The sequence below is a fragment of the Paracoccus sp. PAMC 22219 genome (assembly GCF_000787695.1).
Lineage (GTDB): Bacteria > Pseudomonadota > Alphaproteobacteria > Rhodobacterales > Rhodobacteraceae > Paracoccus.
On record NZ_BBPH01000042.1, the window covers coordinates 1 to 15,165 of the forward strand.

Consider the following 15,165-nt stretch of genomic DNA (forward strand, 5'->3'; position numbering starts at 1 on the left):
GCGGGCGCATGCCGGTCGACGGCGTCGTGGCGCGCGGCCGCAGCGAGCTGGACCGTGCCATCCTGACCGGGGAAAGCCAGCCCGTCCTGGCCAAGCCGGGCGATGTGGTCGCCGCCGGAGAGACGAACCTGACCGGGCCGCTGACCCTGCTGGTGACCCATGCCGGGCGCAACAGCTCGCTGGCGCGGATGGCGGAACTGGTCGCCGTGGCCGAGGCCGCGCGCACCCGCTATACCTCGCTGGCGGACCGGGCATCGCGCCTCTATTCGCCGTCGGTGCATCTGCTGGCGGCGGGGGCGTTTCTGGGCTGGCTGTCCGCGACGGGCGACGCGCGGCTGGCCATCAACATCGCCGCGGCGGTGCTGATCATCACATGCCCCTGCGCGCTTGGGCTGGCGGTGCCAGCGGTGGTGACCGCGGCCAGCGGGCGCCTGTTCCGGCGCGGCATGCTGATCAAAAGCGGAACCGCACTGGAACGGCTGGCGGAAGTCGACTGCGTGGTCTTTGACAAGACCGGCACGCTGACCCTGGGCACCCCCGAGGTTCTGGACCTGCAGGCGCATGATCCGGCGCATCTGGCGGTGGCGCTGGCGCTGGCCGACGGGTCGGCGCACCCGCTGGCGCAATCGCTGGCGGCGGCCTGCCGGGCGGCGGGGATCGCACCCGCCCCGGTGGACGCGATCACCGAACATCCCGGCGCGGGGATCGAGGGACAGTGGCAGGGTCAGACCGTCAGGCTGGGCCGCGCCGATTGGGTCGGCGCCCCCGAAGCCGTGATCACCGCCACCTGCTTGCAGATCGGCGCGCAGAACCCGGTCACGTTCGGCTTTGCCGACCGCCTGCGCCCCGGCGCGGCCGAGGCGGTGGCGGGGCTCAAGGCGCTTGGCCTGCGGGTGATCCTGATGTCGGGCGATACGCCCGCACCGGTGGCGGACTTGGCCGCGCGGCTGGCAGTGCCCGAAAGCATCGCCCGCCTTGGCCCCCGCGACAAGGCCGACCGCGTCGCCGCCCTGACCGCGCAGGGGCACCGTGTGCTGATGGTGGGCGACGGCCTGAACGACACCGCGGCACTGGCGGGGGCGCATGTGTCGATCGCGCCGGCATCGGCGCTGGATGCGGCGCGCGCAGCGTCCGACATCGTGCTGCTGGGCAGCGACCTGTCACCTGTGGCCGATGCGGTGCGCATCGCGCGCATCGCCACCCGGCGCATGCGGCAGAATTTCGCGATCTCGATCGCCTATAACGTGGTGGCGGTTCCCTTTGCCCTGGCCGGGTTCGCGACACCCCTGATGGCGGCGATCGCCATGTCGACCTCGTCCATCACAGTATCGCTGAACGCCATGAGGATCAGATAGCATGGACGTCCTGACATGGCTGATCCCGATCTCGCTCTCCCTGGGGGGGCTTGGGCTGCTGGCCTTCATCTGGGCGCTGAGGCAGGGCCAGTACGACGATCCCGAAGGCGACGCGCGGCGCATCCTCAGCCCGAACTGGGACGACACGCCCCGGCCACCTGACGGACCGTGATGTCTGGTCCTCCGGCGTGCCACGGTGACTGTCCGGATTGCATAGGACCGGACGCCACAGTGTGACGGCTCTGCTGTCAGTGCTGTGGGAAGTGCGGAAAAACGGCGCGCCCGGCGCAGCACGTCGCACCCGTTAACGGTTCATTTACCTTATTTCCGCAAGGTGGGCCTTTGAGGGTCGGCGCCGGAAGGTCGGACCGACCAACAGTACATTGGGTCCAATCGCGGAGAGCTGACCATGAACCGGGGTCTGATCGGTGGCAAGGCGCATGCCCTTGGCGAGGCCGACGCGCATGACATGATCCAGCCGTCGGCCGGATTCTCCGAGGAGGCGCTCAAGGGACTGGCCGATCTGGAGGCGCGCCTGCCGCCGCCGGAGGTCGTGACCGAACGCGCCTATGCCCGGTCGTTCCGCATGACCGACCGGTTGCAGCCGGAAGCCGCCGCAGGAGGCGGGTTGGTCACGGGGACTGACGGCACTGCCCGGCCGCATTACTGGGGACACCGCGAACGTCTGCGGACCCGGTTTCTGGACGGCGGTCATGGCCCCATGCCCGACTACGAACTGCTGGAGCTGCTGCTGTTCAATGCCGTTCCCAAGATCGACGTGAAGCCCTTGGCCAAGCGGCTTCTGGCGACATTCGGGGATCTGAACGGGGTCGTCGCGGCCTCCGAACACCGCATCCGCCAGGTCGACGGCGCAGACCGTTGGGTCTTTCTGCAGCTGCGGTTGGTCGATGCCTTTGCGCAGCGGATGGCGCAGTCCAGGGTTCTGCAGCGCGAGGTTCTGTCGTCGTGGCAGGCGCTGATATCCTATTGCCGGACCTGCATGGCCTATCGCGAGACAGAGCAGTTCCGTGTGCTGTTCCTGGACCGCAAGAACACGATCATCGCGGACGAGGCGCTCGGCAGCGGCACGGTGGGCCATGTCCCGGTCTATCCGCGCGAGGTGGCCAAGCGCGCGTTGGAGCTGAACGCAAGCGCGGTCATCCTGGTCCACAACCACCCGTCCGGGGACCCGACCCCGAGCGACGAGGATATCACCATGACCGGCAGGGTCGCGGCGGCCTGCGAGGCGATTGACGTGTCGGTTCACGACCATGTGGTCATCGGCAAGGACTCAGAGATCTCGTTCCGCGAGGAGGGTCTGCTTTAGCCCCCTCAGCGGGATCGTCTGACGCGCCGGGTCACACCCTGACCGTGTTCATCCGTTTTCCGTCTGTTTGAGAGCGTTGTCCAGTTCGTCGCTGGCCTTTCCTTGCGGGAGGTGAGGGGGGCGAGAAGGGTATAGAGGAGCGGGATCAGGACCACGATCAGCACGGTGGAGAAGGCCAGGCCGCCCAGGATCACCAGGCCGATCGCCACGCGGCTTTCCGCGCCTGCGCCGCTGGCCAGCACCAGGGGCACCGCGCCCAGCAGGGTGGACACCACCGTCATCATGATCGCGCGCAGACGCGAGGTCGCGCCCTCGATGGCGGCGTCGCGGACGTTCCTGCCCTCGTCGCGCAGCTGGTTGGCGAACTCGACGATCAGGATGCCGTTCTTGGCCATCAGCCCGATCAGCAGCACCATGCCGACCTGGCTGTAGATGTTCAGCGACTGTCCTGTCAGCATCAGCGTTCCCAGTGCCCCGGTCACCCCAAGGGGGATGGGCAGGATGATGATCAGCGGATGGATGAAGCTTTCGAACTGGGCCGCAAGCACCAGGAACACGATCAGGATCGCCAGCCCGAAGGCGAAGAACAGCGCGCCCGACGAATCCTGCAGCTCGCGCGCCTGGCCGTCCAGCGTCATCGTGGCCTCGACGGGCAGTTCCTCCGCCGCCGCGTCCTGGATGAAGGCGACCGCGCTGCCCAGATCATAGCCGTCGGCCAGACCGGCGGACAGCTCGATCGACGGCAGGCGGTCGAACCGGTAGAGCGCGGGGGGCCCTGCGTCGTCCTCGATGGTGACCAGCCCCGCCAGGGGCACCAGCTGACCAGAATCGGCGCGGATGAAGCTGGCCGCGATGTCCTGTGCCGAGACGCGGTCGGCATCCTCGGCCTGCACGATCACCGGGTATTGGCGGCCATCCTCGGTGAACTCGCTGACCTCGGCCGACGCGAACAGCACCTGCAGGGCCTCGGAGACGTCCGCGGCGTCAAGGCCCAGGTCGCGTACGCGGTCGCGATCGACCGTCACGCGATAGCCGGGCTGGTTCGGCTCGTACTGGTTCTGGACGTTGGTCAGTCGGTCGTTGCCCTCCATCGCGCGTTGCAGCGTCGTGGCCCATTCGATCACGTCGGCCCGGTCCGGGCCGCCGACCTGCACCTGCAACGGGCTGCCCGCCCCGCGCAGGCCCAGGCCCGCGGGGCTGTCCACGCGGATGTCGGCGGCGCTGATCCGGTTCAGCGCCGGTTCGATCCGCCCGATGATGTCGAACTGCGATTCCGTCCGCTGATCCCATTCGGCCAGCCGCACGATCACGAAGGCGCTGTTCAGATCGCCATAGCGCCCGATGATCGCGGTGACGCCGGTGGCCACCCCCTCGTCCATCAGCGGCTGCAGGATCGCCTCGACCTCCGCCACGACGGCATCGGTATAGCCCAGATTGACGCCAAGCGGCCCGTCGATATTGACGAAGAACAGGCCGCGATCCTCCTCCGGGGTCAGTTCGGACGGCAGGCGGTCGAACAGCGGCCAAGACAGCGCGCCCAGGAAGGCCACCACGCCCAGGACCAGCCAAGGCAGGGCCAGCACGATGCCCAGAACCCTGCGGAACCCGCCCTCGACCGCGCCAAAGAACCGGTCCAGCAGCCGCCCGAACCATCCCGGCTTCTGGTCCTTGCGCAGCAGTCGCGACGCCAGCAGCGGGCACAGCGACAGGGCCACGAAACTGGACACGATCACCGCGACGGACAGCGTGATGCCGAATTCGGTGAACAGCCGCCCGGCCTCGCCCTCCAGCAGGGAGATCGGGATGAAGACCGACACCAGGACGGCCGTGGTGGCGATGACCGCAAAGGTCACCTGCCGCGATCCGTTGGCTGCGGCCGCCAGCGGCGCCTCGCCGTTCTCGACCCGGCGCTGGACGTTCTCCAGGACCACGATGGCGTCGTCGACGACCAGGCCGATGGCCAGGATCAGCGCGAAGAGCGTCAGGATGTTGATCGAAAAGCCGAACAGCGCCAGCCCCGCGCAGGCGCCCACGACGGCGACCTGGATCGTCACGGCGGGCACCAGCGTCGCGCGCAGCGAGCCCAGGAACAGGGCGATGACCGCCACCACAAGCGCCGTGGTGATGGCCAGCGTGACCAGCACCTCGCGGATCGAGGCGCGGATGAACACGGCGTCGTCGCTGGACACGGTCAGTTCGGTGCCGGGCGGCAGGGTCTGGCGCAGCTCGGGCAGCATCGCCTCGACCTCGGCCGAGATCTCGATGGTGTTCGATTGCGACTGGCGCAGGACCGACAGCCCGACAGCCGACTGAAAATCGGCCCGCAGGATCAGGCAGATTGAACGTGAGACCGATCCGCGACGGGTCACTGAGGGTCTTGACCACATCAAAGCGCTTGATCCGCCTTCCAATCCACCTCTCGGTCAACGCCACTGCGCTGGCAAAAGGGGACGAGGAAGGCGTGATCATCAATCTCGGCCTGCGCCGCAAGCTGATCGGCCAGCGCGAGATTCACCGACGCGGCCGCCCGTTTGGACTGATCCTGCGGCTGTGCAAACCGTATCCCACATGGAATGTCGCAGGACGTGACCGCACCTGCCATTGAGGCTAAGCCATCCACGGTTTCGATGGCGCTCGTGTTTCCGGCTGCCGCGATGCTCAAGAATCGCGATCGGTTCAGCGGGTGCCGTTGGACGAGGTGAAACATCGATCTTCGGCCGCGGCTGCATTCATTATAGGGACGCAGCAGACGACCGGGCCAATCGCCGTGCGGATGCCGACGGCGATCACAATCGTGCAGGCCCCGGCCAGAATGCCATTGTGCATGCACAGGGACGCCTGTCTTGAGCATGATGGGATGAACCAAGGTCTGAACCAGACTTAGTCGCAATGCCTCTACGTTTGCATTATTATTTGCTCCACCTCGAAGGGCCGCTGCTTCGTCAAACTAGGGGGATGCGGTTTGAACGCCCTCTCCTGCTCTCGCCAACTGCGGCATCTCCGCGGACGAAGGCGGCGGAACCCTCGGTCCCGCCGCTGCCATGCGTCAGACGAAGCGGTTGACCCAGGTCTCCAACCGCTCCTGCCTACCGGACACGGGTTGGGGGTCGAGGTTGTCCGCCTCGACCCGGGCGGCGATGCTGTCCAACGACTCGTTCAGCATGGCCCGCGCCTCGGGGCGGTCCCATCCGGCATAGCGCTGTGCGCGCATTCGTTCCAGCCCACCATCCTCCAGCATCGCGGCAGCGGCCTTCAGGCCACGCGCGCAGACGTCGATGGCGCCGACATGGGCCAGCACCAGGTCCTCGGGGTCCAGCGACTGACGTCGCACACGGGCGTCGAAATTCGTGCCGCCGGTGGTGAAGCCGCCCGCGCGCAGAACCTCGTAATAGGCCAGCGCGGTCTCGGGCACGTTGTTGGGGAACTGGTCGGTGTCCCAGCCCGACTGATAGTCGTTTCGGTTCATGTCGATCGACCCCAGCATGTCCAGCGAAGCCGCCAGTGCCAGTTCGTGTTCGAACGAATGCCCGGCCAGGATCGCGTGGCCCTGTTCGATGTTCAGCTTGACCTCGTTCTCTAGCCCGAAGCGCTTGAGAAAGCCGTAAACCGTCGCCACGTCGAAATCATACTGATGCTTGGCCGGCTCCTGGGGCTTGGGCTCGATCAGGATCGCACCCTTGAAGCCGATCTTGTGCTTGTATTCGACCACCTTGGTCAGGAACCGTCCTGCCTGCTCGGCCTCGCGGCCCAGATCGGTGTTCAGCAGCGTCTCGTAGCCCTCGCGGCCGCCCCACAGCACGTAATTCTGGCCGTCCAGACGGTGTGTGACATCCATGCAGGCCTTCACGGTGGCCGCGGCATAGGCGAACATCTCGGGGTCAGGATTGGTCGCGGCACCGGCCATCCAGCGGCGGTGGCTGAACATGTTGGCCGTGCCCCACAGCAGCTTGGTGCCGGTCTTTTCCATCTTGGCCGCGAACACGTCGCAGATCGCGTCCAGATTTCGGCGGCTTTCAGCGAAGCTGTCGCCTTCGGGACGCACATCGGCGTCGTGAAAACAGAAGAACGGCTGGCCCAGGATCGCGAACAGATCGAAGGCCGCATCGGCCTTGGCCCTCGCGGCGTCCATCGTGTCGCCATACCACGGACGATCATAGGTGCGCCCGCCGAACGGGTCGGCGCCCTCATAGGCCAGGCTGTGCCAATAGGCGACGGCCAGGCGCAGGTGGTCCTCCATCCGCTTGCCCATCACGACCTCGTCGGGGTCGTAATGGCGATAGGCGAATTCGTCGTCGCTGTCCGGTCCGGCATAGCGGATGGGGGCGATATCCTTGAAATATCCGGTCATTTGGGATCCCTTGCAGGTTGGTTTTCGGTCAGCGCGCAGCCCAGGAAAGCCCGCGCCGCAGGATCGTCTGCGCCTGCGGATGGTCCAGTTCAGCGGCGTTGTGGCCCAGTGCGGAATAGAAGACCCGCCCGGCGCCATGGCGGTGTTTCCACACCACAGGCATCACCGTCCCTTTGGTCCAAGGCGCGTGCGTGCCGTCGAATGTGGTGGTCGCCAGCACCTCGATCCCGGGATCGACATGCAGGTAGTACTGTTCCGAATGGTAGTCGAAATCCCCCACACCCTGCATGATCGGGTCATCGGGCGCGGTGATCTGCACGCGATAGTCCAAAAAGTCGCCGGGATGCGCGACCCACTGGCCGCCGGTCATGAACTGATACGCGGGCTGGGCACGGAACGTGTCGCCCATGCCGCCGTGAAAACCCGCAAGCCCGGTCCCGGCCTCGACGGCGGCGATCAGATTGGTCAGCGCGTCGGGGGCGACCTCGGCCTGGGTCATCATCGGCACGATCAGGTCGAAGCGGCCCAGATCGCCCTGGGCCAGCACATCGGTGCCGGGCCGGCTGTCCACGGCAAAGCCGTCCTGGGTCAGAATGTCGGACAGGCGGGCGGCGCAGGCCTGGGGCTCGTGCCCCGCCCATCCTCCCCAGAAGATCAATGCGGTCCTGGTCATACGGCCTCCGGTGCGGGTGTCTGGGGCGCGACCGCGTCGGGGCGCGCGCATTCCGTGGAAAGGGTCAGGGTGTGGCCGGTTCGGGCCGCCTCCAGCAGGGTCTCGATCACGTCGAGGACATGCAGCGCCAGATCGCCGCTGACACGATGCGGGCGGTCATGGGCGATGGCCTGGGCCATGTCGGCAAGCCCGAGGCCGCGATAGTTGTCGTCGCCATGGGCATGGGTCAGGGGCTGCGCCTGCCAGCCGTCGGCATGCGACAGCATCACCGCGCCGTCGAAGCGGTTCGGATCGGGGATCAGCAGCGAGGCCTGGGTGCCGTACAGTTCCAGCGGGCTGTGCGTATGCGCGCGCACGTCAAAGCTGGTCACGATCTGGACCAGCGCACCCGATGCAAAGCCCAGCACCCCCGCGACATGGGTCTGTGCGTCCACGGCGACGGGCTGGCCCGCGCGGGGGCCGGTGGCGATGATGCGGCTGTCATGGGTGCGCGCGGCCATGGCGCTGACCTGTCGCACTGGACCCAGAAGGTTGACCATCGCGGTGATGTAATAGGGGCCCATGTCGAACAGCGGCCCCGCCCCCGGCCCCCGATAGTAGAAGTCGGGGTTCGGGTGCCAGCGTTCATGCCCCGCCAGCATCAGCGTGGCGGTTCCCGCAACCGGTCGCCCGATGGCGCCCGCATCGACCAGCGCGCGCGCGGTCTGATGCGCGCCGCCCAGAAAGGTGTCGGGCGCGCAGCCGATGCGCAGACCGCGCGCGGCGGCCAGATCGGCCAGCTGCCGTGCCTCGGACATGCTGACGGCCAGGGGCTTTTCGGAATAGACATGCTTGCCCGCGCGCAGCGCCGCCAGGCCGACCTCCAGATGGGCCGCGGGCACGGTCAGGTTCACCACGATGTCGATGTCGTCGCGCGCCAGCAGCGCGTCGGGGGTCAGCGCGTCGATGCCATGGGCCTGCGCCCTGGCCTCTGCCGCCTCAAGGCGCAGGTCGGCCACCGCGCGCAGGGCCAGCTGCGGAAAGCGCGCGGCGTTCTTCAGATAGATGTCGCTGATCACACCGCAGCCGATGATCCCGATGCCCAGAGGCGTCATGCGATGTCCTCCATGCGCTGGCCTGCGGCGTCGAACGGGTGCAGATGCTGACGTTCCGGGGTCAGGAACAACGTGGCGCCCGCGCGCAGGCGGCGGTCGCCGGGCAGGCGGACGGTGACGTCGCCGGTGCCCGCCACATGGGCGTGCACGACCGTGTCGGCGCCAAGCGTCTCGACGACCTGGGCCGTGGCGGGCCAGTCACCAGTGTGGTCCGACACCGCGATATGTTCCGGGCGGATGCCCACCGTTGCCACGTCATCGCGCCCGATGGACGTGCCCGGCAGCAGGTTCATGCGCGGAGAGCCGATGAACCCCGCCACGAACACCGTCTGTGGCCGGTCATAGAGGTCCATGGGCGCGCCCACCTGCTCGATCCGGCCGGCGTTCATCACGACGATCTGGTCGGCCAGGGTCATCGCCTCGACCTGATCGTGGGTGACATAGATCATCGTGGCGTCCAGCGACTGGTGCAGCTGCGCCAGTTCGACCCGCATCTGGGTGCGCAGGGCGGCGTCCAGGTTGGACAGCGGCTCGTCGAACAGGAACACCTTGGGCTGGCGCACGATGGACCGCCCGATGGCCACGCGCTGGCGCTGACCACCCGACAACTGGCTGGGCTTGCGGTCAAGATAGTCGGTCAGGGCCAGGATGCGGGCAGCCTCGGCCACGCGGGCCTGGCGTTCGGGGGCAGGCATCTTGGCGAGGCGCAGGCCGAAATCGATGTTCTGCGCGACCGTCATGTGCGGATAAAGCGCATAGGACTGGAACACCATCGAGATGCCGCGTTTCGATGGCTCGTCAAAGGTCACGTCCTGCCCGCCGATGCGGACGGCCCCGCCCGTGGGCATCTCCAGGCCCGAGATGATGCGCAGCAGCGTGGACTTGCCGCAGCCCGATGGGCCGACCAGCACGGTGAACGACCCCTCGGGGACGGTCAGGTTCAGGTCGGGCAGCACGGTCAGCCCGCCGAATGATTTGCTGATATTCTCCAGCCGCACCTCAGCCATGATCGCGCCCCTCGTATCGAAAGGACAGCACATCGGCGTGCCGCCCGCGCCCCGAGGTGTCATGCGCGCAGACCCCCACGAAGGCGCCGGTGAAATTGTTGCCGGGACCGTTCCCGGCCTCGTCCGAGATGGCGGATTGATCCAGCACGATGCCCAGATCAATCCAGTCGCCATCGGTCCGATAGCGGAACCGCAGCGACGCGCCGTCCACGTCGCAGCCCAGATGCACGGGCCCCTCGGCCAGCGGGATCGGCGTGATCGGATAGGTGACGCGGGCGTCGGGCCAGTCGGCGGCGCAGCTGTAGACCGTCAGCACCCGGCTGCCATCCTCGGTCGCGGTGATGGCCAGATAGTGGAACTTGAACCGGCCATACCAGGCGATCAGCCCCGCGAAATGCTGATAATCCCCGGGGGTCACATCGATTGCGGTTTCCGCCGCAAAGGACAGATGCGTCTGGCGGCGCGCGACCAGCGCATGATCGAACTGCGACCCCGGCGATTCACGCCCGAACAGGCGCAGGGCGTCGGGGCGTGCGGTCATGGAAAACAGCCGGTCGGGATGCGGCGTGCGCAGCCATTGGAACGCGGGCGGCAGCCGGTCGCCATCGAACCGTGTCAGCGCGGGTTCCGGGTCGAACGGATGGTCGGGCAGATCGCAGGGCGCGGTGTCGGCGGGCGCGTTGCCGCCATGGGCTAGGCGGGGGAACTGCTCCTTCTCCCAGATCAGCTTCTGGATCGCGGTTTCGCGCCCCAGGGGGGAGCGGCGGACGTCATCGGCGTGGATGCCGCCCTGCCCCACCGGCAGCGCCCGCGTTTCCGGCAGCGGGCGCGAGCACAGATGCACCATGTAGTGCTGGCCGTCCTGCGTCTCGACGATATCGGCGTGACCGGTGCGCTGCAGCAACCCGTCGGTGCCGCGCGCGGTCAGGATGTGCTTGGCGGGGTCGGTCTCATAGGGGCCGAACAGGTCGCGCGACCGCGCCATGGTCACGGCGTGGTCATAGCCGGTGCCCCCTTCGGCGGTCAGCAGGTAATACCAGCCGTCGCGGCGATACAGATGTGGCCCCTCGGTCAGCTTGAGGTCGGTGCCGCGATAGATGTTTCGGACGGGACCGACCAGCGCGGCCTCCGCGACCGAGTATTCCTGCATGACGATGCCGCCGAACCGATCGCCGCCCGTCTGGTTGTGGTCCCAGATCATGTTCATCAACCATTTGCGCCCGTCCGCATCATGGAACAGGGACGGATCGAACCCGGACGAGTTCAGATAGACCGGGTCCGACCACGGGCCGTCGATGGATGGTGCGGTCACCAGATAGTTGTGGCTGTCCTTCCACGCGCCGTCGCGGCGTTTCACATCCGTATAGATCAGCCAGAACAGCCCGTCCGCATGGGTCAGGCAGGGTGCCCAGACCCCGCCGCTGTCGGGATCGCCGCGCAGGTCCAGCTGCGCCGCCCGGTCCAGCGGGCGGGTGACCAGCCGCCAGTGGGCCAAGTCGCGTGAATGGTGGATCTGCACGCCCGGATACCATTCGAAGGTCGAGGTCGCGATGTAGTAATCGTCGCCCACCCGGACGATGGACGGGTCGGGGTTGAAACCGGGCAGGATCGGGTTCTGGATCAGGGTCATGTCGTCATCCTTTGACGGCGCCACCGGTCAGGCCGGCGACGATGTATTTCTGGGCGGCGAGGAAAAAGACGATCGCGGGCAGGATCGTCAGCGTCACGAAGGCCAGCGTCAGGTTCCACTGCGTCACGTATTCGCCCCGGAACTGCATCATCCCCAGGGGCCAGGTGAAGACATCACGCGAATTCAACACCACCAGCGGCAGCAGGAAATTGTTCCAGCTTTGGACAAAGACGAAGGTGCCCACCGTCGCCAGGATCGGCGCCGACAAAGGAAGCGTGAAGCGCCAGAAGAACCGCACATAGCCGCAGCCGTCGATATAGGCGGCCTCGAACAACTCCTTGGGAAGCTGGGCGAAGAAGGTGCGGAACAGCAGGATCGCCAGCGACAGGCTGAAAGCCGTCTGCGGCAGGATCACCGCCCACCACGTGTCCAGCAGGCCGATGTCGCGGACCTTGATGAACAAGGGCAGGATCGCGGTGGCAAAGGGGAACATCAGCCCCAGCAGCACATAGGAAAACAGCATCCGCGAGCCGAAGAACGTGATCTGCGCGAACACATAAGCCGCGGCCGCCCCCACGATCAGCGTCAGCACCACCGAGCCGATGGAGATCACCAGCGAATTGCCCAGATAGCGCCAGAAGGCCGGGTCCGACATGATCGCGCCATAGAACTGCGTGTCCCACATCGCGGGCAGGCCAAGCGCGTTGGTGCGGATCTCGGCGTTGGTCTTGAACCCGCCCAGCACGGTGGCCAGCATCGGCGCCAGAACAAAGCTGGCCACGATGCACAGGAACGCCAGCCGGAACAGGTTGCGCGCCAGATGTCCGCGGGTCATCCCTGTGCCCTCTTCATGAAGATGCGCTGATAGAACAGCGCGACCGTGACCGCGCCCACGAACAGGATCACTCCCACCGCGCTGCCGAACCCGATGTTCAGGCGGGTCAGCCCGAAGGTGTACAGATAGGTCACGATGGTATGGGTCTGGTTCGACGGCCCGCCATTGGTCAGCGGAATGATCACGTCAAAGACCTGCAGCGCGCCGATGATGGCAAAGAAGGCGCTGACGACGATGGCGGGCTTGATCGACGGGATCTGGACGTAGCGGATGACCTGCAGGCGGCGGGCCCCCTCGATCCGGGCGGCCTCGATCTGATCCTGGGGCACGCTTTGCAGGGCGGCGATGTAGATCATCATGTGAAAGCCGAAATATTTCCACACGATCACCGTCATGATCGCCGCGAAGGCCCAGTCCGGGTCCGACAGGATGAACACGTTCTCCAGGCCCAGTCCGGCCGCGATGGAGGCCGTGACGCCGTAGTTGCCGTCGAAGACAAAGCTCCAGATCAGGCCGGCGGCGACCTCGGCCAGGATATAGGGCAGAAAGAATATCAGCCGGAACACCGCGTTGGTCGGCGTCTTCTTGTAGATCAGCAGTGCCAGAAGCAGCGCCAGCGGCATCTGGATCAGCAGAGAGATGGCGACGATCTTGACAGTGTTGCCCACCGCGATGTGGAACACCGAATGGTTCAGGATCCGTTCATAATTCTCCAGCCCGACATAGTTGCTGGGCGCACCATAGCCGTTCCAGTTGAAGAACGAATACCAGGCGGATTCGCCCAGAGGCAGCATCACGAACAGCGTGAACAGGATCAGGGCCGGGGGCAGCAAGATCAGCACCGCGGTGACGCGGCCGTTCGTGACGGCACGGCGCATGCGGACAGAGACAGGCATTCGCCTGGCGGCGGCGGTGGTCATGCCACGCTCCTGTTGTTTGGGGGGCAAGTGGCGGGCGGTGCGGCGCCCGCCATCAGGGTTCAGCGAAAGTCCCAGGATTCCTGGACCTGCGCCGCGGCATCCTCGGGGGTGATCACGCCCTGCGCCAGGTCGGCCGAGATGTCGTTGATGGTGGCCCCGACCGAGGCTCCGAGGAACTGATCCAGGAAGATCTGGTGATAGCTGCTGGCGGTGATGTGATCGGCGACCTCGATGTAGAACGGGTTCTCCATCTGGTCGGCGCTGCCTTCGGCGATGGGAATGAACAGCTCCTGCCGCCCGGCCTCGCGCTGGTTTTCGGCGTTCATCATGAAGGCCAGGAACTGCACCGCCTCGGGTTCCGCGCTGTTGCTGACGGCCCAACCATTGATGCCGCCAAGCGTCGCGTCCGCGCCACCCTCGGCCACCGGCTCTGCGACCGCTGGAAAGCTGAGGATCGCCAGCCGGTCGTCCGGCAGCCCCTCGCCGCTGGTCGAACGCTCGCGCATCGGCAGATAGTCCCAATCGCCCATCAGGTGGAACGCCCCTGCCCCGTCAGCGAACATCCCGCTGGCGGTTTCATAGGTGGTGCTGATGTAGCCGGACTGGAACGGCTCCAGCTCGGTCAGGCGCTGGAACTGGCGACCGGCGGCGATGAACGCCTCGGATTCAAAGCCGCCGTTCTCTCCGGCCATGGCATCGGTGACGACGGTGGGGCCACCCTCGCGCAGGGCCAGGTAGCTCCAGTAGAAATGCAGCGGCCACTTGTCCTGGCCACCCGCCACGATGGGGGTGACGCCGGCATCCTTCAGCGTCTGAACCGCGCTTAGGAAATCGTCCCAGGTGGCGATGGCAGCGATGTCCACGCCTGCCTGTTCGGTCAGGGCGGTGTTGGTCCAGAACACGACCTCGGTCGCGTATTGCGGCAGGCCGTACAGCTGGCCCTCCACGGAATAGGCCTGCATGCCCGCTTCGGGGATGGTGTCGGCAAAGCCTCGGGCAGCAGGGCGTCGATGGGCTGAAGGAACCCGGCCTGAACCTGCTCGACGACGGTCTGGCCGCCCCAGCTGTAGAAGATGTCAGGCCGCGCATCGGATTGCAGCAGCGTCGGCAGGCGCGACTTGTACGCCTCGTTAGCAACATATTCGAAACTGACGGTCACGCCCTCGTTCTGCGCCTCGAACGCGGTGGCGATCTGCTCCAGATACGCCTCCTGCTCGTCGTTGACGGCGACCCGCAGGACGGTGATCTCGGTCTGGGCCAGGGCGGCCTGACCGCTGATGATGGCAAGGGCGGCGGCCAAGGCCGCTGTCGGGTATGTCATGGTGGTCCTCCCTCTCGCCAGCTCCTCAACCGGCGGCACTCTGACGAAGATTCGTCATTAATGACATACGTACGTCAGAATAACCCATCAGGCAACCGTTTCCGAAAGGGGTGTTCTGTCAGGGAAGGTTGTCGCGCAGATAGACCTCGATGCCGATCCGTGCAGCGTCCGAGTCGATCGCCTCGCCACCGATCAGCGATTGCAGCAGTCCCACCGCGGCCGAGATCTCGCGCACCGGGTCCTGGTGGATCACCGCGTCGAACGTGCCGTCCAGCAGCGCCTGACGCGAATGCGGGGTCAGCTCGTGCACGACCACCGACGGGGCATCGGACCGTATCTGCGCCATCGCCCGGGCGACGCCGCGCGTTCCGGCCCCAAGGCTGTAGATGCCCACAACATCCGATGTCCGCGCCAGAAGTTCGGACAGCCGCGCGGCCACGATCTCCTGGTCGTCAAAGCCCTCCAGCGGGGGCAGGATGGTCTGTTCGGGGTATTCCTGGCACAGGACCTGTTCGAACCCAAGCCGGCGCTCGGCGTGATCGCGCACCAGCATCGATCCGGCCACCATCACGATGCTGCCCGTCCGCCCCCGGCAGAACCGCCCCAGCAGGCTGGCCGCCGTGCGCCCGGCCTGCACGTTGTCGATGCCCACGAA

At 66.5% G+C, this 15,165-nt stretch carries 15 protein-coding genes; 4 read left to right on the forward strand and 11 right to left on the reverse strand.

What is annotated here, in order from left to right:
- The 3 genes from TY51_RS06090 to radC all read left to right on the forward strand — a co-directional run.
- Positions 1-1,355, forward strand: a 1,355-nt coding sequence (locus TY51_RS06090) for a heavy metal translocating P-type ATPase (RefSeq protein ID WP_042247231.1), incomplete at its 5' end; no start/stop codon positions are given.
- Position 1,356: 1 nt separating this feature from the next.
- Entirely contained in the window at positions 1,357-1,527 is a 171-nt protein-coding gene (gene ccoS / locus TY51_RS06095) for a cbb3-type cytochrome oxidase assembly protein CcoS (RefSeq protein ID WP_042247233.1), read from the forward strand.
- 237 nt (positions 1,528-1,764) lie between these two features.
- Positions 1,765-2,682, forward strand: a complete 918-nt coding sequence (gene radC / locus TY51_RS06100; protein ID WP_231558931.1) for a DNA repair protein RadC — start codon at positions 1,765-1,767, stop codon at positions 2,680-2,682.
- Between the two features lie 5 nt (positions 2,683-2,687).
- Here the strand turns inward: radC and TY51_RS06105 are convergent, their stop codons facing one another.
- Positions 2,688-5,051, reverse strand: coding sequence for an efflux RND transporter permease subunit (locus TY51_RS06105; RefSeq protein WP_052649863.1), 2,364 nt, complete (start codon positions 5,049-5,051; stop codon positions 2,688-2,690).
- An 8-nt stretch (positions 5,052-5,059) separates the two neighbouring features.
- On the opposite strand from TY51_RS06105, the gene TY51_RS21750 reads away from it, so the two are divergent.
- Positions 5,060-5,287: a hypothetical protein gene (locus TY51_RS21750; protein ID WP_197054660.1), complete on the forward strand. Its 228-nt coding sequence runs from the start codon at positions 5,060-5,062 to the stop codon at positions 5,285-5,287.
- 441 nt (positions 5,288-5,728) lie between these two features.
- On the opposite strand, the gene xylA is transcribed toward TY51_RS21750, so the two are convergent.
- The 10 genes from xylA to TY51_RS06155 all read right to left on the reverse strand — a co-directional run.
- Positions 5,729-7,030 carry a xylose isomerase gene (gene xylA / locus TY51_RS06115; RefSeq protein ID WP_042247239.1) on the reverse strand — a complete coding sequence of 434 codons (1,302 nt, stop codon included), beginning with the start codon at positions 7,028-7,030 and terminating at the stop codon, positions 5,729-5,731.
- A 28-nt stretch (positions 7,031-7,058) separates the two neighbouring features.
- The gene (locus TY51_RS06120; RefSeq protein WP_042247241.1) at positions 7,059-7,703 is read right to left on the reverse strand and encodes a ThuA domain-containing protein; all 645 of its coding nucleotides are present in this window, start codon (positions 7,701-7,703) and stop codon (positions 7,059-7,061) included.
- A complete protein-coding gene (locus TY51_RS06125) occupies positions 7,700-8,797 on the reverse strand; it encodes a Gfo/Idh/MocA family protein (protein ID WP_042247243.1) in 1,098 nt (365 codons plus the stop codon). The genes TY51_RS06120 and TY51_RS06125 overlap by 4 nt, the downstream gene beginning before the upstream one ends.
- Complete coding sequence (locus TY51_RS06130; protein WP_042247246.1) at positions 8,794-9,804, reverse strand: ABC transporter ATP-binding protein; 1,011 nt, start codon at positions 9,802-9,804, stop codon at positions 8,794-8,796. Before TY51_RS06130 ends, TY51_RS06125 begins: the two co-directional genes overlap by 4 nt.
- Positions 9,797-11,434, reverse strand: coding sequence for a glycoside hydrolase family 43 protein (locus TY51_RS06135; RefSeq protein WP_042247249.1), 1,638 nt, complete (start codon positions 11,432-11,434; stop codon positions 9,797-9,799). Before TY51_RS06135 ends, TY51_RS06130 begins: the two co-directional genes overlap by 8 nt.
- 4 nt (positions 11,435-11,438) lie before the next feature.
- Positions 11,439-12,269 carry a carbohydrate ABC transporter permease gene (locus tag TY51_RS06140; RefSeq protein ID WP_042247252.1) on the reverse strand — a complete coding sequence of 277 codons (831 nt, stop codon included), beginning with the start codon at positions 12,267-12,269 and terminating at the stop codon, positions 11,439-11,441.
- Positions 12,266-13,189 carry a carbohydrate ABC transporter permease gene (locus TY51_RS06145; protein ID WP_042247254.1) on the reverse strand — a complete coding sequence of 308 codons (924 nt, stop codon included), beginning with the start codon at positions 13,187-13,189 and terminating at the stop codon, positions 12,266-12,268. Before TY51_RS06145 ends, TY51_RS06140 begins: the two co-directional genes overlap by 4 nt.
- A gap of 59 nt (positions 13,190-13,248) precedes the next feature.
- Positions 13,249-14,151, reverse strand: coding sequence for an ABC transporter substrate-binding protein (locus tag TY51_RS06150; protein ID WP_197054661.1), 903 nt, complete (start codon positions 14,149-14,151; stop codon positions 13,249-13,251).
- Entirely contained in the window at positions 14,067-14,510 is a 444-nt protein-coding gene (locus tag TY51_RS23955; protein ID WP_197054662.1) for an ABC transporter substrate-binding protein, read from the reverse strand. The genes TY51_RS06150 and TY51_RS23955 overlap by 85 nt, the downstream gene beginning before the upstream one ends.
- Positions 14,511-14,628: 118 nt before the next feature.
- A partial coding sequence (locus tag TY51_RS06155; RefSeq protein ID WP_042247262.1) for a substrate-binding domain-containing protein occupies positions 14,629-15,165 on the reverse strand: 537 nt, incomplete at its 5' end.

Excerpts from the sequence above, each read along its gene's own strand:
- TY51_RS06120 (WP_042247241.1), bottom strand. The coding sequence starts at position 7,703 with ATGACCAGGACCGCATTGATCTTCTGGGGAGGATGGGCGGGGCACGAG.
- radC (WP_231558931.1), top strand. The coding sequence starts at position 1,765 with ATGAACCGGGGTCTGATCGGTGGCAAGGCGCATGCCCTTGGCGAGGCC.
- TY51_RS06130 (WP_042247246.1), bottom strand. The coding sequence starts at position 9,804 with ATGGCTGAGGTGCGGCTGGAGAATATCAGCAAATCATTCGGCGGGCTG.
- TY51_RS06145 (WP_042247254.1), bottom strand. The coding sequence starts at position 13,189 with ATGACCACCGCCGCCGCCAGGCGAATGCCTGTCTCTGTCCGCATGCGC.
- TY51_RS06135 (WP_042247249.1), bottom strand. The coding sequence starts at position 11,434 with ATGACCCTGATCCAGAACCCGATCCTGCCCGGTTTCAACCCCGACCCG.
- TY51_RS06140 (WP_042247252.1), bottom strand. The coding sequence starts at position 12,269 with ATGACCCGCGGACATCTGGCGCGCAACCTGTTCCGGCTGGCGTTCCTG.
- TY51_RS06125 (WP_042247243.1), bottom strand. The coding sequence starts at position 8,797 with ATGACGCCTCTGGGCATCGGGATCATCGGCTGCGGTGTGATCAGCGAC.
- TY51_RS23955 (WP_197054662.1), bottom strand. The coding sequence starts at position 14,510 with ATGACATACCCGACAGCGGCCTTGGCCGCCGCCCTTGCCATCATCAGC.
- ccoS (WP_042247233.1), top strand. The coding sequence starts at position 1,357 with ATGGACGTCCTGACATGGCTGATCCCGATCTCGCTCTCCCTGGGGGGG.
- xylA (WP_042247239.1), bottom strand. The coding sequence starts at position 7,030 with ATGACCGGATATTTCAAGGATATCGCCCCCATCCGCTATGCCGGACCG.
- TY51_RS06150 (WP_197054661.1), bottom strand. The coding sequence starts at position 14,151 with ATGCAGGCCTATTCCGTGGAGGGCCAGCTGTACGGCCTGCCGCAATAC.